This window comes from Enterobacter sp. YSU, from assembly GCF_016082135.1.
GTDB classification, from domain to species: domain Bacteria; phylum Pseudomonadota; class Gammaproteobacteria; order Enterobacterales; family Enterobacteriaceae; genus Enterobacter; species Enterobacter hormaechei_C.
In genome coordinates, this window is sequence record NZ_CP059487.1 from 4,449,014 (window position 1) to 4,468,060 (window position 19,047).

At 56.0% G+C, this 19,047-nt stretch carries 20 protein-coding genes and 1 pseudogene; 9 read left to right on the top strand and 12 right to left on the bottom strand.

From position 1 onward, the window contains the following. Positions 1–6: 6 nt before the first annotated feature. Positions 7–789, bottom strand: a complete 783-nt coding sequence (locus H2Z33_RS21320) for an MBL fold metallo-hydrolase (protein WP_063135085.1) — start codon at positions 787–789, stop codon at positions 7–9. Positions 790–914: 125 nt separating this feature from the next. Between H2Z33_RS21320 and H2Z33_RS21325 the strand changes: the two genes are divergently transcribed. Beyond that, complete coding sequence (locus H2Z33_RS21325; protein WP_003857665.1) at positions 915–1,055, top strand: hypothetical protein; 141 nt, start codon at positions 915–917, stop codon at positions 1,053–1,055. Positions 1,056–1,114: 59 nt separating this feature from the next. On the opposite strand, the gene H2Z33_RS21330 is transcribed toward H2Z33_RS21325, so the two are convergent. Continuing rightward, entirely contained in the window at positions 1,115–2,521 is a 1,407-nt protein-coding gene (locus H2Z33_RS21330) for a DUF1996 domain-containing protein (RefSeq protein ID WP_063135084.1), read from the bottom strand. A gap of 144 nt (positions 2,522–2,665) precedes the next feature. Then, on the bottom strand, positions 2,666–2,833 hold the full coding sequence (locus tag H2Z33_RS21335) for a hypothetical protein (protein WP_032653328.1): 168 nt from the start codon (positions 2,831–2,833) through the stop codon (positions 2,666–2,668). 245 nt (positions 2,834–3,078) lie between these two features. Between H2Z33_RS21335 and H2Z33_RS21340 the strand changes: the two genes are divergently transcribed. The 4 genes and pseudogenes from H2Z33_RS21340 (at position 3,079) to H2Z33_RS21355 (ending at position 6,141) form a co-directional block, all read left to right on the top strand. Then, complete coding sequence (locus tag H2Z33_RS21340; protein ID WP_044488997.1) at positions 3,079–3,909, top strand: ABC transporter substrate-binding protein; 831 nt, start codon at positions 3,079–3,081, stop codon at positions 3,907–3,909. Between the two features lies 1 nt (position 3,910). Then, positions 3,911–4,726 (top strand): amino acid ABC transporter ATP-binding protein, encoded by an 816-nt coding sequence (locus H2Z33_RS21345; RefSeq protein WP_015570698.1) that lies wholly within the window; start codon positions 3,911–3,913, stop codon positions 4,724–4,726. After that, positions 4,726–5,471, top strand: a pseudogene (locus H2Z33_RS21350) (amino acid ABC transporter permease). Before H2Z33_RS21345 ends, H2Z33_RS21350 begins: the two are co-directional and overlap by 1 nt. Then, on the top strand, positions 5,455–6,141 hold the full coding sequence (locus H2Z33_RS21355; RefSeq protein ID WP_063135082.1) for an amino acid ABC transporter permease: 687 nt from the start codon (positions 5,455–5,457) through the stop codon (positions 6,139–6,141). The pseudogene H2Z33_RS21350 and the gene H2Z33_RS21355 overlap by 17 nt, the downstream one beginning before the upstream one ends. Here the strand turns inward: H2Z33_RS21355 and fumD are convergent. From fumD to H2Z33_RS21375, 4 genes are all read right to left on the bottom strand, one after another. Next, positions 6,122–6,331, bottom strand: a complete 210-nt coding sequence (gene fumD / locus H2Z33_RS21360) for a fumarate hydratase FumD (protein WP_003857676.1) — start codon at positions 6,329–6,331, stop codon at positions 6,122–6,124. The two genes, H2Z33_RS21355 and fumD, sit on opposite strands and share 20 nt — an antisense overlap. Before the next feature lie 108 nt (positions 6,332–6,439). Then, a complete protein-coding gene (locus H2Z33_RS21365; RefSeq protein ID WP_063135081.1) occupies positions 6,440–7,252 on the bottom strand; it encodes a MetQ/NlpA family ABC transporter substrate-binding protein in 813 nt (270 codons plus the stop codon). Positions 7,253–7,275: 23 nt separating this feature from the next. After that, positions 7,276–7,944, bottom strand: coding sequence for a methionine ABC transporter permease (locus H2Z33_RS21370; RefSeq protein ID WP_063135080.1), 669 nt, complete (start codon positions 7,942–7,944; stop codon positions 7,276–7,278). Then, positions 7,937–8,959, bottom strand: coding sequence for a methionine ABC transporter ATP-binding protein (locus tag H2Z33_RS21375; RefSeq protein WP_017384622.1), 1,023 nt, complete (start codon positions 8,957–8,959; stop codon positions 7,937–7,939). Before H2Z33_RS21375 ends, H2Z33_RS21370 begins: the two co-directional genes overlap by 8 nt. A gap of 399 nt (positions 8,960–9,358) precedes the next feature. Here H2Z33_RS21375 and H2Z33_RS21380 point away from each other — a divergent pair, with 399 nt between their 5' ends. The 4 genes from H2Z33_RS21380 to lpp all read left to right on the top strand — a co-directional run bounded on the left by H2Z33_RS21380 (position 9,359) and on the right by lpp (position 14,234). Continuing rightward, on the top strand, positions 9,359–10,729 hold the full coding sequence (locus tag H2Z33_RS21380) for a pyridoxal-phosphate dependent enzyme (RefSeq protein WP_063135079.1): 1,371 nt from the start codon (positions 9,359–9,361) through the stop codon (positions 10,727–10,729). A 12-nt stretch (positions 10,730–10,741) separates the two neighbouring features. Beyond that, the gene (locus tag H2Z33_RS21385) at positions 10,742–11,887 is read left to right on the top strand and encodes a trans-sulfuration enzyme family protein (protein ID WP_063135078.1); all 1,146 of its coding nucleotides are present in this window, start codon (positions 10,742–10,744) and stop codon (positions 11,885–11,887) included. A 376-nt stretch (positions 11,888–12,263) separates the two neighbouring features. Beyond that, complete coding sequence (pykF, locus tag H2Z33_RS21390; protein WP_003857687.1) at positions 12,264–13,685, top strand: pyruvate kinase PykF; 1,422 nt, start codon at positions 12,264–12,266, stop codon at positions 13,683–13,685. A 312-nt stretch (positions 13,686–13,997) separates the two neighbouring features. Next, a complete protein-coding gene (gene lpp, locus H2Z33_RS21395; RefSeq protein WP_001082307.1) occupies positions 13,998–14,234 on the top strand; it encodes a murein lipoprotein Lpp in 237 nt (78 codons plus the stop codon). Between the two features lie 60 nt (positions 14,235–14,294). On the opposite strand, the gene ldtE is transcribed toward lpp, so the two are convergent. The 5 genes from ldtE to sufC all read right to left on the bottom strand — a co-directional run bounded on the left by ldtE (position 14,295) and on the right by sufC (position 19,046). Continuing rightward, a complete protein-coding gene (ldtE, locus tag H2Z33_RS21400) occupies positions 14,295–15,308 on the bottom strand; it encodes a L,D-transpeptidase LdtE (protein ID WP_063135077.1) in 1,014 nt (337 codons plus the stop codon). 97 nt (positions 15,309–15,405) lie between these two features. Next, positions 15,406–15,822, bottom strand: coding sequence for a cysteine desulfuration protein SufE (gene sufE / locus H2Z33_RS21405; RefSeq protein WP_017693566.1), 417 nt, complete (start codon positions 15,820–15,822; stop codon positions 15,406–15,408). Between the two features lie 14 nt (positions 15,823–15,836). Next, on the bottom strand, positions 15,837–17,057 hold the full coding sequence (gene sufS, locus H2Z33_RS21410) for a cysteine desulfurase SufS (protein WP_063135076.1): 1,221 nt from the start codon (positions 17,055–17,057) through the stop codon (positions 15,837–15,839). Then, the gene (gene sufD / locus H2Z33_RS21415) at positions 17,054–18,325 is read right to left on the bottom strand and encodes a Fe-S cluster assembly protein SufD (protein ID WP_023303546.1); all 1,272 of its coding nucleotides are present in this window, start codon (positions 18,323–18,325) and stop codon (positions 17,054–17,056) included. The genes sufS and sufD overlap by 4 nt, the downstream gene beginning before the upstream one ends. Next, entirely contained in the window at positions 18,300–19,046 is a 747-nt protein-coding gene (sufC, locus tag H2Z33_RS21420) for a Fe-S cluster assembly ATPase SufC (RefSeq protein ID WP_003857736.1), read from the bottom strand. The genes sufD and sufC overlap by 26 nt, the downstream gene beginning before the upstream one ends. Position 19,047 lies beyond the last annotated feature (1 nt).

A 19,047-nucleotide genomic window follows, 5' to 3' on the forward strand; every position in this document is an offset into this window, starting at 1 on the left:
CGCACCTTAGCGGAGACAAGCAATATATTTCTGGCCCGACCGCTGCACGATCTCATCCGCGTTCGCCGGGATGTTCTGCCCTTCAAAGGCCCCGTACAGGCGCTGGTACGTTTTCCCTGTCAGTCGACCAATCACCGACTCAACGGTGCGGGCAGGCAGCGGCAGCATATTCGGATAACTCCACATAAACGACACGGCGTCCTTACCGGGCGTAACCTGCAAAATATCACCGGCCAGCAGCACGCCGTCGCCTGACTGCCAGTGCAGCACCGTGCCGCCGGCAAAATGCCCGCCCAGCCGCAGCAGAGTCACCAAAGGCATAATCTCCAGGGCGTCCTCCTCCCAGAAGCGTATCGCCGGGCTGTCACGCATCACCCACTGCCGATCGCTGGCGTGCAGGTAGATCGGTGCGTTAAACGCCGCGGCCCACTCCTGCATGGTGGTGTAGTAATGCGGGTGCGAAATCGCGATCGCGCTGATCCCCCCGAGCGCGTCAACTAACGCTCTGGTCGCCGGGTCAAGATTGGCGATGCAGTCCCACAGAACATTGCCCTGTGGCGTACGCAGCAGAAGCGCCCGCTGGTTGATGGCAAAAGAGGGAACAGTTTTGATGCTGAACAGCTGCGGCTCCAGCTGTTGCCATTTGTTGGTGTGCGTGGTCGTAAGGCTGTCGAAGTCCGTCCATGTCTGGCCCGTCACCGGGACATACTGGCGCTCATCGTCGCAAATCGGGCAGTTTTTGGGCTGTTCATCGTAAGCGGTACCGCAGGTTTTACAGAGTGTAATCATCGGCTTTCCTCAGCAATAAATCACTGAGTATGGCAGGGATTATCCATATGTGCTGAGGGGTGCCTGGCCCGCTTTTTTTGACTTATACTATGCCAGTATCAAAAACTGAATAACGCAGGTGGCACATGGAAATTGATCTCGATAACTTAGTCTTTAACGGGCTGGATGAAGCAGAAGAGCGCAACGCGGAACGTCTCGACGATGCGGATAAAAAAGCTCAGGCGATTGTCGCCGATGACGACTGCGGCGATGCCTGCAAGATCTGAAGAAAAAGCACCGGGCTCCCCGGTGCTTTTTTTTTATGAATGCCTTTTGCTACCCGCTATCAGATCTCCGGCGTTTTGCTAAACCCGGTCAGCATCAGGATCAGGCTTTGGGGAGATGACCCCGTCTCAAACTGATAGTGATTTCCCTGACGATCGCCGCCGATATACCACGAAATGTCGGTTTTCCCTTCTGCCAGCGCCTTGCGCACCGCTTTATCCACGTCCACCATCCGGTATTCCCGGGAGTGGTTCAGGTACAGCACCGCATCCGAGCGATAGTTGCAGGACGGTCGTGACTGCCAGCTCACGGTGGCCGGTTCCCAGTCGTTACTCGCCGGATAGAAGAAGATTTGATCCGCACCGTCAGTTTCCACTTTCCCGCCATAAATTCTCACGCGGTATTTAAACTTGGCAGGATCCTGTCCGACAGGCAGCGGAGGGATGTTGAACTTCACCAGCGACAATGTTTCGCTGTTTTTCGTGCGTCCACCGTTCTTCCAGTTATCCTGCACCAGTAAGACCTGGGGATCGGGCTGTGAAAGTGCCGGTTCCATGCTGCTGAGCCAGACGTTAGCCTTCGCTTTTGAATAACCATACGGCACGGTGGTGCCGCAATCCATTCCCCGGTTCATGCACAGGTCGGTCATAAATTGCGCGGCATCTTCCGTCCAGCCGTTCATGAAGTCAGCATGCGCCGTATACAGGCTCCCCCACCGCTCTTCACGCTCACTGCCATGCATGATGGGGTCGAGGGAAAGCTGGACTTTACTGGTATCCAGAGAGCTAATTGTCGGGAGCACGTACGCAATATTCATGTTCACCGTCGGGATCTTCACCGGGAAGGCGGACGGACACTGTCCTTTCGTATCGTAGGTGGCGTTAGCCAGGCCGTGGGCGGGCTTCAGGTTGACCCCGTCCCAGCAGTTCGGGAACTGAATGCCGATATTAAACTGCACGGCATCCTTCGCCTTGCGTAAGCCGCAGACTTCACCCGTTCTGGTGGTATAGCCCTTACCATTGGCGCATAAAAAGGTGATATGCGGATTTGGCGCGGTGCCATGATGATCGCCCGCCAGCAGCGACAGCCCCGGCGGAAACGGATGAAGCGGCCAGGCGTCAACGTTCGATGCCTGATAATAGGTTTTTTGATAGGCGGGTTTGACTACCGTTCCGTCCGGCAATTTTAGCGACGGAGCCCAGTAGGCCGAGCTGTCTGCTTTGTTATCGCAGGTGGTCTTTTCCTGGGTACGCAGAGATTCACGGCTGGAGTAAGCATCCGCGTGCACGTTACCAAAAAAATCGTGCAGCATAGCCTCATTGGGCATGCCGAACATCATAATGGCATCATCGCCGAGGGTGTGGGAATAACTGCATACAACATGCGTCTGTGGACCAGCGTGTACCGCCTGCATGGTAAGCAGAAGTGCGGAGGCAGAAAGCGCGGGGGTTAATACTGTCCGTTTCATTATTATCTCCATCTGTGAAAGGAGATAGTGGTAACAAAACGGCCATCATTTACCGAGGATTTGCCTGGGTATTTTTCCCTTCATCCTCGCTTTACAGACACCACGCACAGCTCATTCCAGTACATTTCGCGCGTCCGGCGCAGTTCAGCGTGACGTTTTATCATGGAACCACTCCGGGTCGATGTTGGCTACGTCCACGCCATACAGGCTGGCGACAGGCAGTATTGACTCAAGAACACGTTGCGCGCTGTTCTCCGCATTCACTGGTCGGGGCGCAAAAAACCGCCGTAACGTGCTTATCCATTTTTTCATCGTCATTACCCTTCTCGCTTAACCTGTCCTCAGTTAAACACCCAAATTGCGCCCGGGGGAAATATCAAAATCCACTGTCGATGTGCAGGATCTGCAAATAGCGCCCCGCCGTCTGCTCTCTTCTTTAACACCTTGTTCACACATGCTTTTTTTCTCATAGCAAAGAACGATTTCTTATTTGGCGATAGCTTTCCCTTATGGGAGCGTAACGGGGTAAAACAAAAACAACGGGATGGCGTATGACTATGGCTGCAAAAATGAAAGGGTTTAAAAAACGGGCGCAGGTTCTGGGATTAGTGGCAGCCTGGGGCCTGGTTTCAGCGCAGGCGCAGGCCGATCGACTGGCGGATATCAAGGCAGCAGGCGTGGTGAAAGTGGCCACGTTTGATGCCAATCCACCCTTTGGCTCGATTGATGCCAAAACGCATGAGATCGTGGGTTACGACGTGGACTTCGCCAAAGCGCTGGCGAAATCGCTCGGCGTAAAGCTTGAACTGGTCGCCACTAATCCGGCTAACCGTATTCCGCTGCTACAGTCCGGAAAAGCGGATCTCATCGTGGCGGATATCACGATCACTCCGGAACGCGCACAGGTCATTGATTTCTCAACGCCTTACTTTGTCACCGGCCAGCAGTTCCTGGTTCCGGCAAAATCACCGGACAAGCTTGATGACTATAGCCGGGCACGCATTGGCGCCGTAAAAGGTACGACGGGTGAACAGGCGCTGCACCAGCGTTTTCCGCAGTCCCGCGTCCTCTCTTATGATGATATTCCGCTGGCGCTGACGGCACTGCGCAATGGCAACGTGCAGGCCATTACCCAGGACAGCACCATTCTGGCCGGTCTGCTGGCGCAGGCGCCGGATAAAGCCGACTTCAAAATCCTGCCCGACCTGCTCAGTAAAGAAGAGATTGGCGTGGGGGTGAAAAAGGGTGAAACGGCGCTGCTGAAAGCCGTTAACGATGAGCTGGTAACCCTGGAGAAAAACGGCCAGGCGGCAAAAATCTATGACGTCTGGTTCGGTCCAGGCACCCCAGCTCCACAGCCTCGTAACTTTAAAATAGAAGCCCGGTAATATGCTCTCAGGTTTATTTTCACGCTCCGCGGCCAATGCCGCGGATTTTTCACGTCTGGAACAGGCCAGCGTTGAGTTTCGCCATGTGGACAAACGCTACGGCGACCATCCGGTTTTAACCGACATTAACCTCACCATCATGCCGGGTGAAGTGGTTGCCATTCTCGGCCCTTCGGGTTCCGGAAAATCGACCCTGATTCGGCTTATCAACCAGCTTGAGAGCCTGAGCGGCGGGGAGATTCTGATCGACCACAAGCCGACCGGACAGCTTTCCGGCAGCAGGCTACGTCAGTTACGCAGCCGCGTCGGGTTTGTGTTCCAGCAGTTCAATCTCTATGCCCACCTTACCGCCAGTCAGAACATCACCCTGGCACTGGAGCACGTTCACGGCTGGAAACCCCTGCCCGCCCAGGAGCGCGCGCTGGCGCTGCTGGAGAAGGTCGGCATGCTGGAGAAGGCGCACCGCTTCCCCGCTGAACTTTCCGGCGGACAGCAGCAGCGCGTGGCGATTGCCCGTGCTCTGGCCTCGTCGCCGCAAATCATTCTCTTTGACGAGCCGACGTCGGCACTCGACCCGGAAATGATTGGCGAAGTGCTGTTTGTGATGAAAACCCTCGCCCACAGCGGGATCACCATGATTGTCGTCACCCATGAGATGCAGTTCGCCCGGGAAATTGCCGATCGAATCGTCTTTATCGACGGCGGAAAAATTCTGGAAACCGCGCCCCCGGCGCAATTTTTCAATCAACCGTCGCATCCCCGTGCGAGGCGTTTCCTGCAAAAAGTGCTGGATCCGCTGCATCAGGAGCAACTGTAATGCCCGCTCTGGACTGGCAGGGGGTGCTGGCCGGACAGCCCCTGCACTGGATCCTCTCCGGATTTCTCACCACTCTGTGGGTGACGCTGGCGGGGATTATGCTGGCCAGCCTGCTCGCCTTGTTCATTATGCTTTTGCGGCTTTCCGGGGGACGTTTCGGGACAGTGATCGTCAGCGGCTGGGTATCGCTGTTTCGCAATACGCCGCTGCTGGTACAGCTGCTGTTCTGGTATTTCGCCGCCTGGAACGGGTTGCCGCAGGGGCTGCGTGACGCGGTGAACGCAGACCACAGCTGGTCCATTCTGCCCGGTGACGTCTGGTGGTTTACGCCCGAGTTTTTATGCTCCGCCTGGGGGTTAGGCGTCTTTACCTCGGCGTTTTTAATCGAAGAAGTGGAATCGGGACTGCGTTCCGTGCCTGCCGGGCAACGGGAGGCGGCGCTCGCCCAGGGATTTTCCTCATGGCGTCTGTTTCGCTACATTCTTCTGCCACAGGGACTCGCTAACGCCTGGCAGCCCGTCGTTGGCCAGTACCTTAACCTGATGAAGCTCTCCTCGCTCGCGAGCGGGATTGGCTTCGCCGAACTGACCTACCAGGTCCGCCAGATAGAAAGTTACAACGCCCATGCACTGGAAGCCTTTACCGTCGGTACGGTGCTCTACTTGCTTACCGGGATAGTGACGGGAAGCGTGCTGGTGCGCCTCGGCCCCCATTCAGGAGGAAAAATCATGATCCCCGGATTTAACGTTATTGTCGAAAACCTGGACTATCTGCTTTGGGGACGTGCGGCTGCGGGAGAACCCGGCGGCGTACTGCTCTCACTGCTGATGGCCGCAGGCGCCGCCGCGCTTGCCCTGCCCGGCGGGATTGTGCTGGCTTGCGTCGCCTGGCGCTATCCCGGCGTGGTGCGCAGTGCGCTGTTTGCGTGGGCAGAGTTGATTCGCGGGATCCCCCTGATCTTCGTGATATTCTGGATGTGGTATCTGCTGCCACTGATAACCGGCAGGGATCTCCCGGGCGCGACGACCGTCACGCTGGCGCTGGCCTGGTTTACCGCGGCTGCGGTGATGCATTCGGTGTTAGCCGGACTGAGAGCCCTGCCGTCGGGCCAGAATGAGGCCGCGCTTTCTCAAGGGTTCAGTACGCAGCAAACGCTGTGGCGCGTGCTGCTGCCGCAGGCGCTGAGAAATATTCTGCCGTCGCTGGTGGGGATTTTTATCAGCCTGCTGAAGGATACGTCGCTGGCGTTTATCGTGAACGTTCCTGAACTGACCACGGTGGCGGGACAGATCAACAACCGGGTGCAAATTTACCCGGCGGCCATTTTTATCTTCACGGGTGTGATCTATTACCTGCTCTGCTGCTCGCTTGAGCTGCTCGCGAAGCGCTGGCGAGTTAGCCGGCCAGCGCCTTAACCACCGTTTCCATCGCTTTGGTGGTCAACTCACTGCGCTTAACGCGCTGGTTCGCCAGCGCGGTACGCAGAACGCCCGCAATGACAATATGTTTCGGCTCCTGCCCTAAATCACGCATTTCGAGAACGACCTTGCCTACCACCCGACACATCTCCTGGTAAAGCGCTTCGTCTTTGGTCACATTGCCCATTGCCATCACTCCGTTGCCCTAAACCGTCAGCTTAAATCATTCGTCGGCTGGATACAAAAAAGAAGCCCGGCGTGTAGTTCGCCGGGCTTCGTCTGGAAAATCAGGAGATTAGTTGTTTACCGGGATGACTGCGCCTTTGTATTTGGTGCGGATCCAGTCCTGAATTTCTTTGGAGTGCAGCACGTTCACCAGCGCGACGATATCCTTCTTCTTCTCGTCACCGCGATGAACGGTAATGATGTTGGCGTACGGGTTATTCTCACCGCTTTCAACCGCAATTGGATCGTGCACCGGATCCAGACCGGCATCAATTGCGTAGTTGGCGTTGATCACCACCGCAGCACCTTCGTCGTTGTTGTACATCTGCGGCAGCAGAGATGCCTCAACGTTAGGGGTGAATTGCAGCTTTTTCGGGTTCTCCACGATATCGCTGATGCGCGCGGTCACTTTATCGATGCCTGGCTTCAGCTTGATCACGCCCTCTTTTTCGAAGATGGAGAGAATACGCCCTTCCTCGGAAACCGCATCACGCATGATGATTTTGCCGCCTTCCGGCAGATCCTTCAGCGATTTGTATTTTTTCGAATAGATACCGATCGGCTCAATGTGGATTGCGCCCGCACTGACAAAGTCATAATCCTTATCGCCCGCATGATCTTTCAGGACGCTGTTCAGGTAAGGGATGTGCTGGAAATAGTTGGCGTCAATGTCATGCCCCGCCAGCGCCGTGTTTGGCAGAATGTAGTCCTGGAACGGTTTAATCTCCAGATCGATCCCCTTCTTCGCCAGAATCGGCTTAGCCTGCTCCAGAATTTCCGCGTGCGGGGTGTTGGACGCCCCCACGGTGAGCGTGTCCGCCCAGGAGGCAAAGCTCAGGGCACTCAGGGTTGCGGCGGCGATCAGTGTCAGTGTCTTTTTCATGATGTGGTTCCTGTGTGTATTTATTAGCGTTTATCAAACAGTGAAGTAATGGCATCGCCGCAGAACTGGATAATGAACACGATGATCAGAATGGTCACCGTTGCCACCAGCGTGACGTCACCATGGTTGCGCTGGAATCCTTCCAGATAAGCCAGATTTCCCAAACCGCCGGCACCTATCACCCCTGCCATTGCGCTGTAGCTCACCAGCGCAATCAGCGTCACCGTCATACCTGAAACCAGTGCGGGTGAAGATTCCGGCAATAAAACCCGAAACACTAACGTGCTCAGCCGCGCGCCCATCGAACGCGTGGCCTCAATGACTCCTTTGTCTACTTCTCGCAAGGCAATCTCGACCAGACGGGCGTAGAACGGCGCCGCGCCCACAATCAGGGCGGGCAGCGCAGCGTTAGCGCCGAGAATGGTCCCCACAACGGTCTTGGTGAACGGGATCAGCAGAACGATGAGAATGATGAACGGAATCGAGCGGAACACGTTCACCACAATCGACATCACGCTGTAGACCGTGCGGTTGTGGAATAACCCGCCGCGGGCGGTTAAAAACAGCGCCAGACCAAGCGCGATCCCCAGGACAAACGTCGCCACGCCGGAAAGCGCGGTCATGTAAAGCGTCTCCTGGGTTGCAGCCCAAAGCTGAGCCCACTTCAGGTGCGGAAAGAGTTCTTCAGCCATGCTTGATTACCTCGCCTTCAATATCGCTTTGCTTCAGGTCGGCGAGGATATTGTTCAGTTGTTCGTCCGATGCCACCACGTGCACCCAGAGCTGCCCGAAAACACCGTGGGCGGTTTGCGTCATTTTGCCGTGCAGGATGTTAAACGGCAGGCCGTAGCGCAGGGTCAGTTCACCGACGATCGGCCTGTGCGTGCTGTGCCCGGTGAAGGTCAGCCTGATCACCGTGCCTTCCAGATCGTTTGCCAGTTCGGTATTGAAGGTCTCTTCCTCCGCGTACTGGCTCACTTGGCGGACAAACTGCCGGGTGATCGGCTGCTGCGGATGCGTAAACACGCTCAGCACGTCCCCCTCTTCCACCACCTTGCCGTTTTCCATCACCGCCACGCGGTCGCAGATTTTGCGCACCACGTGCATCTCATGCGTAATGAGTACGATGGTCAGGTTAAAGCGACGGTTAATGTCCAGGAGCAGATCGAGGATCTGATCGGTGGTCTGCGGATCCAGCGCCGAGGTGGCTTCGTCACACAGCAGTACGTCCGGATGATTGGCCAGCGCGCGGGCAATGCCCACACGTTGTTTTTGCCCGCCGCTCAGCTGGGATGGGTAGGCATTCTCGCGCCCCTTCAGGCCGACCAGCTCCACCAGCTCGGCAACGCGAGCCTGAATTTGCGCTTTTGGCACACCGGCAATTTGCATTGAAAAGGCGATATTTTCCTTCACCGTGCGCGACCAGAGCAGGTTAAAGTGCTGGAACACCATGCTGATTTTCAGGCGTGCCTGACGCAGCGCTTCTCCCTTCGCGGCGGAGATATCCTGACCGTTAATGGTGACGCTGCCGGCGCTGGGCTTTTCCAGACCGTTCAGCAGACGGATCAGCGTACTTTTCCCGGCCCCGCTGTAACCGATGATCCCGTAAATCTGTCCCTGCTCTATCGTCAGGTTGACGTTATCTACGGCTGTCAGCGCCTGTTTCCCGTTGTCAAAAACCTTCGAAATATTGCTGAGTACAATCATTCTTATTCGTTATCCGTTTCGCATATAGCGGTTTAGCAGTATGGATGTCCAAAAGATAGTAAACAGCCGTTATCAGCTTTTAAATGACCAAAAAAGAATTTCTTATAATGCTCAGGAATAAGCAGCGAACTGGCGGGTGAAAAGCATTTAGATGAATATCAGCAATAATTATCTGCCATTTGCATATCAGGTCTTACTCACCCGACGAAATCGGCTAATTTTGCAGCACTTTATGCGGATATAGCCATCCTCACATCCGGACAACTTTACGTCTTGCTGTCTTTCCATCTGAAAACACAAGGATTATTCCTTTCCGTTCTAAAACTCAGTGAAAGGTTCTTTATTGAGAAAATTTCATGGTTCTATCATCCGGTCATCACCTCTTCACAGGACATGACCATGACGCTTTACCACTCCGTCACCGAACTGATTGGCCGTACGCCGCTCATCCAGCTGCACAAGCTGGACACCGGCCCCTGCTCGCTGTTTCTGAAGCTGGAAAACCAGAATCCCGGCGGCTCGATTAAAGACCGCGTCGCGCTGTCGATGATTAATGAAGCCGAGCGTACGGGCCAGCTACGGCCCGGCGGCACCATTATTGAAGCCACGGCGGGGAACACCGGCCTGGGGCTGGCGTTGATTGCGGCGCAGAAGGGCTACTCGCTGATCCTGGTGGTGCCGGACAAAATGAGCCGCGAGAAGATTTTCCACCTGCGCGCGTTAGGGGCGCAGGTCGTGCTGACCCGTTCAGATGTGAATAAAGGGCATCCGGCCTACTACCAGGATTATGCCCGGCGGCTGGCGAACGAACTGCCAGGCGCGTTTTATATTGATCAGTTCAATAACGCGGCCAATCCGCTGGCGCACCGCACCACTACCGCACCGGAACTGTTTGAACAGCTTGACGGCCAGATCGATGCCATCGTCGTCGGCGTGGGGTCCGGCGGTACGCTGGGCGGCTTACAGGCGTGGTTTGCAGAACATTCGCCGCAGACGGAATTTGTGCTTGCCGATCCGGCCGGGTCGGTGCTGGCGGACCAGGTTGAGACCGGACGCCATCACGATGCCGGATCGTGGCTGGTTGAGGGGATTGGCGAAGACTTTATCCCTCCGCTGGCGCACATCGAAGGGGTTAACCGCGCCTGGCGCATTACCGATGGCGAGGCGTTCACCACCGCCCGCGATCTGCTAAAAACGGAAGGGATCCTGGCGGGCTCTTCCACCGGCACGCTGCTGGCGGCGGCGCTGAAATATTGCCAGGCGCAGACTGCGCCAAAACGTGTGGTCACCTTCGCCTGCGACAGCGGCAATAAATACCTCTCGAAGATGTTCAACGACGACTGGATGCGCCAGCAGGGGCTGATTTCGCGTCCGCAGGCAGGCGATCTCTCGGACTATATTGCCCTGCGCCACGATGAAGGCGCGACGGTGACTGCCGCCCCGGACGACACGCTTTCCACCGTGCTGGCCCGCATGCGCCTGTACGACATCTCCCAGCTGCCGGTGCTCGATAACGACAAGGTCGTCGGCATCATCGACGAGTGGGACCTGCTGCGACACATCGGGGGAGATGCCGATCGCTTCTCTCTCCCCGTGACGGCAGCCATGACGCGTCAGGTCGAATATCTGGATAAGCAGGCCCCGGAGAGCGCCCTGTACGCCATCTTTGACCGTGGCCTGGTGGCGATTATTTATGACGAAGATCGCTTTCTGGGTCTGATCACACGCAGTGACGTACTCACCGCCTGGCGTAACCGCCTGACAAAATAAAAGGAGCAAAAGATGAAAAACCTGGCCACCCTCAGCGTTCACAGCGGTGAGTATCACGACCCGCACGGCGCCGTGATGCCGCCAATTTACGCCACGTCGACGTTTGCGCAACCGGCACCGGGTGAACATACCGGCTACGAATACTCCCGGAGCGGCAATCCAACCCGCCACGCGCTGGAGACCGCCATCGCCGAACTGGAAGTCGGCACGCGCGGGTACGCTTTCGCGTCAGGGCTGGCAGCCATTTCCACCGTGCTCGAACTGCTGGATAAAGACAGCCATATCGTCGCCATTGACGACGTGTATGGCGGTACGTATCGCCTGATCGAAAACGTGCGCAAGCGCAGCACCGGGTTACAGGTGAGCTGGGTTAAGCCGGACGATGTAGCCGGGCTTGAGGCCGCCATTCGCCCGGACACCCGCATGATCTGGGTGGAAACGCCAACGAACCCGCTGCTGAAACTGGCCGACCTGGAGGCCATCGCGGACATTGCCCGGCGCCATAATGCGATCAGCGTGGCGGATAATACCTTCGCCTCCCCGGTCATTCACCGGCCGCTGGAGGCGGGGTTCGATATAGTGGTCCACTCCGCCACTAAATATCTCAACGGTCATTCAGACGTGGTTGCCGGGCTGGCTGTTGTCGGGGCAAATAAGGATCTCGCGGAGCGTCTGGGCTATCTGCAAAACGCGGTTGGCGGCGTTCTGGATCCGTTCAGCAGTTTCCTGACGCTGCGGGGGATTCGCACCCTCTCTCTGCGCGTTGAGAAGCACAGCGCCAACGCACTGGCAATTGCGCAATGGCTGGAGCAGCATCCGCAGGTAGACCGCGTGTTCTATCCCGGGCTGGCGTCACATCCCCAGTATGCGCTGGCACGCAGACAAATGGCGCTGCCGGGCGGCATGATCTCCGTTGTGATTAAAGGCGATGTGCAACGCGCGGCAGAGGTGATCCGTCATCTTACGCTCTTTACCCTGGCGGAAAGTCTGGGCGGTGTGGAGAGTCTGGTGAGCCAGCCCTACAGCATGACCCACGCCTCCATACCTCTGGCGCAGCGTCTTGCAAACGGCATTGTGCCGCAGCTTATCCGCCTGTCGGTGGGGATTGAGGATGCGAAGGATCTGATCGCCGACCTTCAGCAGGCGCTGGAAAAGTGAGCAAAAAACGGCGGGCGTTGCGCCTGCCGTCATAAGATGACATTAGACCTTAACGCCTTGATAACAAACTTATGTGAATCTGCACAGATTGTTTTGAAACGCTGTTTCCATTTTCCTTTTTACTGTAAATCAGCGTATAATGTGCGCCAAATCCCTGGTGAATGGTTTCAGCGCTTGGAATACAAAAAACAACGTACAACTTCTCCTCTCCTTCGTTGGGCTGGCACTCAGGCACACTTTCTTCTGCACGCTCATTTGATGTCACCTATTCTTAGTGCGTGTCATATACTCTTTCGCAACACAGGTTTGACTCCGCGGCGGTGCGCCCCCGGAGCGAGATTTCCATATCCTTCCCAACTTAAAGACTAAGACTGTCATGAAAAAGACGAAAATTGTTTGTACTATCGGCCCGAAAACCGAATCCGAAGAGATGCTGAGCAAAATGCTGGATGCCGGCATGAACGTGATGCGTCTGAACTTCTCCCACGGCGACTATGCTGAACACGGTCAGCGTATCCAGAACTTGCGCAACGTGATGAGCAAGACCGGGAAAAAAGCGGCAATCCTGCTCGACACCAAAGGTCCTGAAATCCGCACCATCAAACTAGAAGGCGGTAACGACGTTTCCCTGAAAGCGGGCCAGACCTTCACCTTCACCACCGACAAATCCGTTGTGGGTAACAACGAAATCGTTGCCGTGACCTACGAAGGCTTCACCAGCGATCTGTCTGTTGGCAACACCGTGCTGGTAGATGACGGCCTGATCGGCATGGAAGTGACCGCGATCGAAGGCAACAAGGTTATCTGTAAAGTGCTGAACAACGGCGATCTGGGCGAAAACAAAGGCGTTAACCTGCCGGGTGTGTCCATTGCGCTGCCAGCGCTGGCTGAAAAAGACAAACAAGACCTGATCTTCGGCTGCGAACAAGGCGTGGACTTCGTTGCTGCCTCCTTTATCCGAAAACGTTCTGACGTGGTTGAGATCCGTGAGCACCTGAAAGCGCACGGCGGCGAAAACATCCAGATCATCTCCAAGATCGAAAACCAGGAAGGCCTGAACAACTTCGACGAAATCCTCGAAGCGTCTGACGGTATCATGGTTGCGCGTGGCGACCTGGGCGTTGAAATCCCGGTTGAAGAAGTGATCTTCGCGCAGAAGATGATGATCGAGAAATGTGTTCGCGCGCGTAAAGTGGTTATCACCGCAACGCAGATGCTGGACTCCATGATCAAAAACCCACGCCCTACTCGCGCTGAAGCAGGCGACGTGGCGAACGCCATCCTCGACGGTACCGATGCCGTTATGCTGTCTGGCGAATCTGCAAAAGGGAAATACCCTCTGGAAGCGGTCAGCATCATGGCGACCATCTGTGAACGTACCGACCGCGTGATGAAAAGCCGTCTGGATTACAACAACGACAGCCGTAAACTGCGCATCACCGAAGCCGTGTGCCGTGGTGCGGTAGAAACCGCTGAAAAACTGGAAGCCCCACTGATTGTCGTGGCGACCCAGGGCGGTAAATCTGCGCGTGCCGTGCGTAAATACTTCCCGGATGCGACCATTCTGGCGCTGACCACCAACGAAACTACCGCGCGTCAGCTGGTGCTGAGCAAAGGTGTGATCCCACACCTGGTGAAAGAGATTGCCTCTACCGATGATTTCTATCGTCTGGGTAAAGAAGTGGCGCTGGAACTGGTTGATTGTGGCCTGGCTCAGAAAGGCGACGTGGTGGTTATGGTTTCTGGCGCGCTGGTTCCAAGCGGCACAACCAACACGGCATCTGTCCACGTGCTGTAATATTTCACGAACAAATTATTGTTTTGTTAAAAAGCGTCCTTCGGGGCGCTTTTTTTATTCCCGCCTTTAACCAGAACTATTCAAAAAGCAAATCGGGTTTTTCTATTTAATCGCGATTTATCTAAGATGAATCCGATGAAAAATGCCTTTTTTAACATAGCTTTTTCGTCAAAATTGCCGATTTCGTTGCTTCTTTGAGCGAACGATCAAAAATAGGCGTAATCCCATCAAAAAAATATTCTCAACCCAAAAAACTTTGTGTAATACTTGTAACGCTACATGGAGATTAACTCAATCTAGAGGGTATTAATAATGAATCGTACTAAACTGGTACTGGGCGCGGTAATCCTGGGTTCTACTCTGCTGGCAGGTTGCTCCAGCAACGCTAAAATCGATCAGCTGTCTTCTGACGTTCAGACTCTGAACGCTAAAGTTGACCAGCTGAGCAACGACGTGAACGCAATGCGTTCCGACGTTCAGGCTGCTAAAGACGACGCAGCTCGCGCTAACCAGCGTCTGGACAACCAGGCTACTAAATACCGTAAGTAATAGTACCTGTTAATAAAATGGCGCACATTGTGCGCCATTTTTTTTGCCTTCGTCAAACCTCTACTGAAGCGCTTTCTCTCCCTCGCCTTCCGCCACCGCCGCTGAGACACGACTGTTCTGCACCGACAGGACAGAATTGCTGGCTGACGAACCATTGCCTGCTGAAACGGCCACCGGGATCCCCGCTCTGCGCGCCAGGGCTTTATCGATAAGCGTTTTATCGCTACCTGATTCCGCTGCAAAGGCGGTAAACGCCGCCGAGTGCGTGAACGGCACCGTCTGTGGGTTTTCACCCTCAGCCTGCGCCAGCGGCCTGTGCACTTCGATATAACGTTTGCCGTCCGGCTCGACGGAGAACTTCACCGGCTCATTGATGATCTGCACCCGCGTGCCGACGCGCACTTGCTCAAACAACGCTTTGATATCCGGCGCGTTCATCCGCATACAGCCCGAGCTGACCCGCAGCCCTACGCTGTCCGGCGCGCTGGTGCCGTGAATAAGATATTCCCCATTCCCGATGCCCAGACGCAGCGCAAAGCGCCCCAGCGGGTTATTTGGCCCTGCGGGTACCACAGGCGGCAGTTTAATGCCCTGGGCCAGTGAGCGCGCTCTGATGCCCGCTGTGGGGGTCCAGGTAGGGTTAGGGATTTTCTGACTCACACGGGTGGTGCTGACCGGTGTTTCCAGCCCAAGCTGACCAATACCCAGCGGATAGACCTGCACGATATTTTCGCCTGGCGGATAGAAGTAAAGACGCAGCTCCGCCAGATTCACCACAATGCCCTCGCGCTCGGTGTCTGGCAGTAGCATCTGGGAAGGGATCGTAATGACCGTTCCTGGCGCAGGGTTCACCGGTGCAATGGTATTATTGGTTTCAAGGATGAGCTGTGCGGCGGTATTAAAGCGACGAGCGATAGACTGAAGTTTATTGTCACCTTCCTGAATGGTGTATGTCTGGTTTTGCCCAATCAGGCGGCTGCCTGCGGGCGGTAAAGGATAATCAACCGCCCTGGCTGAATTAACAGCACTGAGCGAACCAAGGAGTAATAGAGTTATTAGAGGCGCGCGCTTCATGCTGAGATTCCTTATTCACTGACCAAACGTCAGAAAGCTGAAAAACCAGCGAGGTGGAAACCACCCCGCGAAACAGAATGAATGCTGTTCTGTCAGTTTAGCTAAGGATTGCGGCTTTGGCGCGTATGGCGCGGATCATCGCTTCCAGCCCCTGGGATCGGGACGGGGTGAGGTGCTGGGTTAAGGCCATTTTTTCAAACCACGGGCGAACGTCAAAGGCGACAATATCCTGCGCCGACATCTGGTGATAAAGAATAAATACGACGGCAATAAGCCCCTTCACAATGGCGGCATCGCTGTCACCCTGTAATTCAATTACGCCTTCATCCGTCTGCTGCATCAGGATCCAGACCTGACTCTGGCAGCCCTGAATGATGTTGTCCGGGTTATGCGCCTCTTCGCTGAGCGGCGGCAGGCGCTGACCCAGCTCGATGATATAAAGGTATTTCTCTTCCCAGTTTGCGCAACGCCCAAAGTTGCGCAGCAATTTATCTCTGTCCGGCAAATCTGCCATCTCTCGCCTCTCCGTTAGCCAAGCAGCTGGTGAATACGTTTTAGTCCCGCCACCAGTCTGTCGACCTCTTCCGTTGTGTTGTACATCACCAGCGATGCGCGGCACATGGCCGGTACCTGATAATACGCCATCAGCGGCATCGCGCAGTGATGCCCGGTACGCACAGCGACGCCGTAATTATCAAGGAAACTGCCCACATCATAGGCGTGATGCTTGCCGAGGTTGAAGGCTATCACACCCAGACGGTCAGCAGGACCATATAAGGTCAGATCCGGGACGCTGGCCAGCTCCTGCAAGGCATAATGCATCAGCAGCTGTTCGTACTCCTGAATCGCCGCCAGCCCCGTTTCAGTGACGTAGCTAATGGCCGCGCCCAGCCCGATGATCCCGCCCGTGTTGGGCGTACCCGCCTCGAAGCGCCAGGGCGCACGGGCGTAGGTTGTGCCGTCCGTCAGGCTGACGGTGGCGATCATTGACCCGCCCCCTTCCCACGGCGGCATGGCCTGGAGAATGTCCTCTTTCACATACAACACGCCGATGCCCGTCGGGCCATACAGCTTGTGCCCGGAGAAGACGTAGAAATCGCAGTCCAGGGCCTGAACGTCAACCGCATGGTGCATCACCGCCTGGGCGCCATCAATCAACACTTTCGCACCAACCTGATGGGCTTTGTCGACGATCAGCGCCACCGGATTTTCCGTCCCCAGCACGTTTGAAACGTGGGTCACCGCCACCAGCCGCGTTCTGTCGTCCAGCAGGGCGTCCAGCTTTTCCAGCTGGAGCGTGCCGTCTTCATTCAGGGGGATCACCCGCAGTTGCGCCCCCACACGCTCACAGAGCATCTGCCAGGGCACGATGTTGGCGTGGTGCTCCATCTGGGTGATGATGATGTTATCCCCCGCGTGCACCTGCGCATTACCCCAGCTGTTAGCCACCAGGTTGATCCCTTCGGTGGTGCCGCGCACGAATACCAGCTCTTCCGGCGAACGCGCGTTGAGGAAGGCCGCAACCTGAGTGCGCACGTTTTCCATGCGCTGGGTCGCCTCGGCGCTCAGGGTGTGGATCCCGCGATGTACCGCCGCATAACCGTGGCGGTAAAACTCGGCTTCCGCATCCACCACCTGATTTGGTTTTTGCGCGCTGGCCGCACTGTCGAGATAGGCCAGCGGCAGACCGTTCACTTCACGGGTCAGTACCGGAAAATCTGCCCGGACTTTCTCTACGGGAAATGTCATGCTTCGCCTCCAGGCAGACGCTGACCGATACGGGCCAGCACCTGCTGTTTAAGTCCGCCATCGGGCAGCGCTTCCGTCAGCTCAGCCGCAAAGGCGTAAATAATCATCTTTTGCGCGGCCTGCTGGTCTATCCCGCGCGAGCGCAGGTAGAACATCTGCTCATCGTCAATACGCCCGACCGTCGCGCCGTGGCTGCATTTCACGTCGTCCGCATAGATTTCCAGCTGTGGTTTGGTGTCCACCTCTGCCAGACGTCCCAGCAAGAGGTTGTTGTTGGTCATCTGCCCGTCAGTTTTGATGGCGTGCTGCGCCACGTTGATCAGGCCGTTAAACACCGCACGTCCTTTGTCGCTGACGATGGTTTTGTGCAGCTGACGGCTGTTGCAGTAGCCTTTGTTATGCTCAAGCCAGGTGCGCGTGTCGCACACTTCTGACTTCACCGGCATCGCCAGGCTGTTAATACGCAGCGTAGTGTTTTCACCGTTCAGCTGGGTGCTGGTATTGTGGCGCAGCACCGCGCCGCCAAGCAGGAAGCTGTGGCTGTACGCCGCGGCATCCTGGCCCAGCAGAATATCGTTGTGGGCGAAGTGGTGACTGAGCGGATTCTCAAACGCCAGCTTGATGTGGTGCAGCTGGGCATTGGCCGCCACGTTCATCGTCAGACGCGAACCGGTAAAATGACGGGTGTCGTTAAGGCTGACGTAATGCTCGATCACCGTCGCCTCCGCCCCTTCTGCCAGCTCAAGATGGTGGCGATAGTGGGCGGTGTTAATCTCATCACCCTCAACGCCCTGGGTGATATGCATCAGCAGCAGCGGTTTCGCCGGGCGCTGGTTACGCTTAACGCGAATATGGGTGACAGATTGCGACAGGCTCTCTGTCAGGTGCAGGAAGACTTCAGGCTGAACGGGCGCGTTCAGCGACTGACGTTCATCGTTAATGACGATATCGAACCCGCTCTCCTGCACGCTGTCGCTCAGCTCCGCACGGAACAGACCGTCGACAAACACCAGACGCACGGCATCCACGGTCAGCGCCAGCATGTCGCGCTGATCGGGGCTGACCTGCGCCAGACGGGTGACAAACTCGCCGTTCAGCAGGCCATCCAGCGGGGTATATTTCCAGTTCTCATGTTTACGCGTCGGTAAACCGAGACGCAGCATCTGCTGGAGATGGTGCTGAGCCTGTTCAGAGCGCGCTCCACCCTGCGCTTCAAACAGCCGGTGCCACTGCTGAAGTGCATTACTGCTGTTCGGTAAGCCAGCCATAACCCTGCTCCTCCAGTTGTTTAACCAGCGTAAAGTCACCGGATTTCACAATGCGTCCCTGGTAAAGCACGTGGACATAGTCCGGTTTGATGTAGTCCAGAATTCGCTGATAGTGAGTCACGATGATAAATGAGCGGTTGCCGTCACGCAGGGAGTTCACCCCATCGGCAACGATCTTCAGGGCATCGATATCCAGCCCTGAATCGGTCTCATCGAGAATGCACAGCGCCGGTTCCAGAACCGCCATTTGCAGAATATCGTTACGTTTCTTCTCACCGCCGGAGAAACCCACGTTTACCGAGCGGGTCAACAGATCTTCCGGCATTTTCAGCAGCTTAATCTTTTCTTCCATCAGATCCTGGAAGTCAAAGCGATCCAGCGCCTCAAGGCCGCGATACTTGCGCACCGCGTTCAGCGCGGTTTGCAGGAAGAACTGGTTGCTGACGCCCGGAATTTCCACCGGATACTGGAAGGCCATAAAGATGCCCTCGCCGGCACGCTCTTCCGGCGACATCTCCAGCAGATCTTTGCCGTTAAACTCAACGGAGCCGCTGGTAACTTCATAATCTTCGCGTCCTGCCAGCGTCGCTGAAAGCGTACTTTTCCCGGAGCCGTTTGGCCCCATGATGGCGTGAACTTCACCCGGTTTGACGTCAAAATTGAGGCCACGCAGGATCTCTTTCTCTTCCACGCTAACCTGTAAATCTTTAATGCTTAACATG

Excerpts from the sequence above, each read along its gene's own strand:
- H2Z33_RS21320 (WP_063135085.1), bottom strand. The coding sequence starts at position 789 with ATGATTACACTCTGTAAAACCTGCGGTACCGCTTACGATGAACAGCCC.
- H2Z33_RS21325 (WP_003857665.1), top strand. The coding sequence starts at position 915 with ATGGAAATTGATCTCGATAACTTAGTCTTTAACGGGCTGGATGAAGCA.
- H2Z33_RS21330 (WP_063135084.1), bottom strand. The coding sequence starts at position 2,521 with ATGAAACGGACAGTATTAACCCCCGCGCTTTCTGCCTCCGCACTTCTG.
- H2Z33_RS21335 (WP_032653328.1), bottom strand. The coding sequence starts at position 2,833 with ATGAAAAAATGGATAAGCACGTTACGGCGGTTTTTTGCGCCCCGACCA.
- H2Z33_RS21340 (WP_044488997.1), top strand. The coding sequence starts at position 3,079 with ATGGCTGCAAAAATGAAAGGGTTTAAAAAACGGGCGCAGGTTCTGGGA.
- H2Z33_RS21345 (WP_015570698.1), top strand. The coding sequence starts at position 3,911 with ATGCTCTCAGGTTTATTTTCACGCTCCGCGGCCAATGCCGCGGATTTT.
- H2Z33_RS21355 (WP_063135082.1), top strand. The coding sequence starts at position 5,455 with ATGATCCCCGGATTTAACGTTATTGTCGAAAACCTGGACTATCTGCTT.
- fumD (WP_003857676.1), bottom strand. The coding sequence starts at position 6,331 with ATGGGCAATGTGACCAAAGACGAAGCGCTTTACCAGGAGATGTGTCGG.
- H2Z33_RS21365 (WP_063135081.1), bottom strand. The coding sequence starts at position 7,252 with ATGAAAAAGACACTGACACTGATCGCCGCCGCAACCCTGAGTGCCCTG.
- H2Z33_RS21370 (WP_063135080.1), bottom strand. The coding sequence starts at position 7,944 with ATGGCTGAAGAACTCTTTCCGCACCTGAAGTGGGCTCAGCTTTGGGCT.
- H2Z33_RS21375 (WP_017384622.1), bottom strand. The coding sequence starts at position 8,959 with ATGATTGTACTCAGCAATATTTCGAAGGTTTTTGACAACGGGAAACAG.
- H2Z33_RS21380 (WP_063135079.1), top strand. The coding sequence starts at position 9,359 with ATGACGCTTTACCACTCCGTCACCGAACTGATTGGCCGTACGCCGCTC.
- H2Z33_RS21385 (WP_063135078.1), top strand. The coding sequence starts at position 10,742 with ATGAAAAACCTGGCCACCCTCAGCGTTCACAGCGGTGAGTATCACGAC.
- pykF (WP_003857687.1), top strand. The coding sequence starts at position 12,264 with ATGAAAAAGACGAAAATTGTTTGTACTATCGGCCCGAAAACCGAATCC.
- lpp (WP_001082307.1), top strand. The coding sequence starts at position 13,998 with ATGAATCGTACTAAACTGGTACTGGGCGCGGTAATCCTGGGTTCTACT.
- ldtE (WP_063135077.1), bottom strand. The coding sequence starts at position 15,308 with ATGAAGCGCGCGCCTCTAATAACTCTATTACTCCTTGGTTCGCTCAGT.
- sufE (WP_017693566.1), bottom strand. The coding sequence starts at position 15,822 with ATGGCAGATTTGCCGGACAGAGATAAATTGCTGCGCAACTTTGGGCGT.
- sufS (WP_063135076.1), bottom strand. The coding sequence starts at position 17,057 with ATGACATTTCCCGTAGAGAAAGTCCGGGCAGATTTTCCGGTACTGACC.
- sufD (WP_023303546.1), bottom strand. The coding sequence starts at position 18,325 with ATGGCTGGCTTACCGAACAGCAGTAATGCACTTCAGCAGTGGCACCGG.
- sufC (WP_003857736.1), bottom strand. The coding sequence starts at position 19,046 with ATGTTAAGCATTAAAGATTTACAGGTTAGCGTGGAAGAGAAAGAGATC.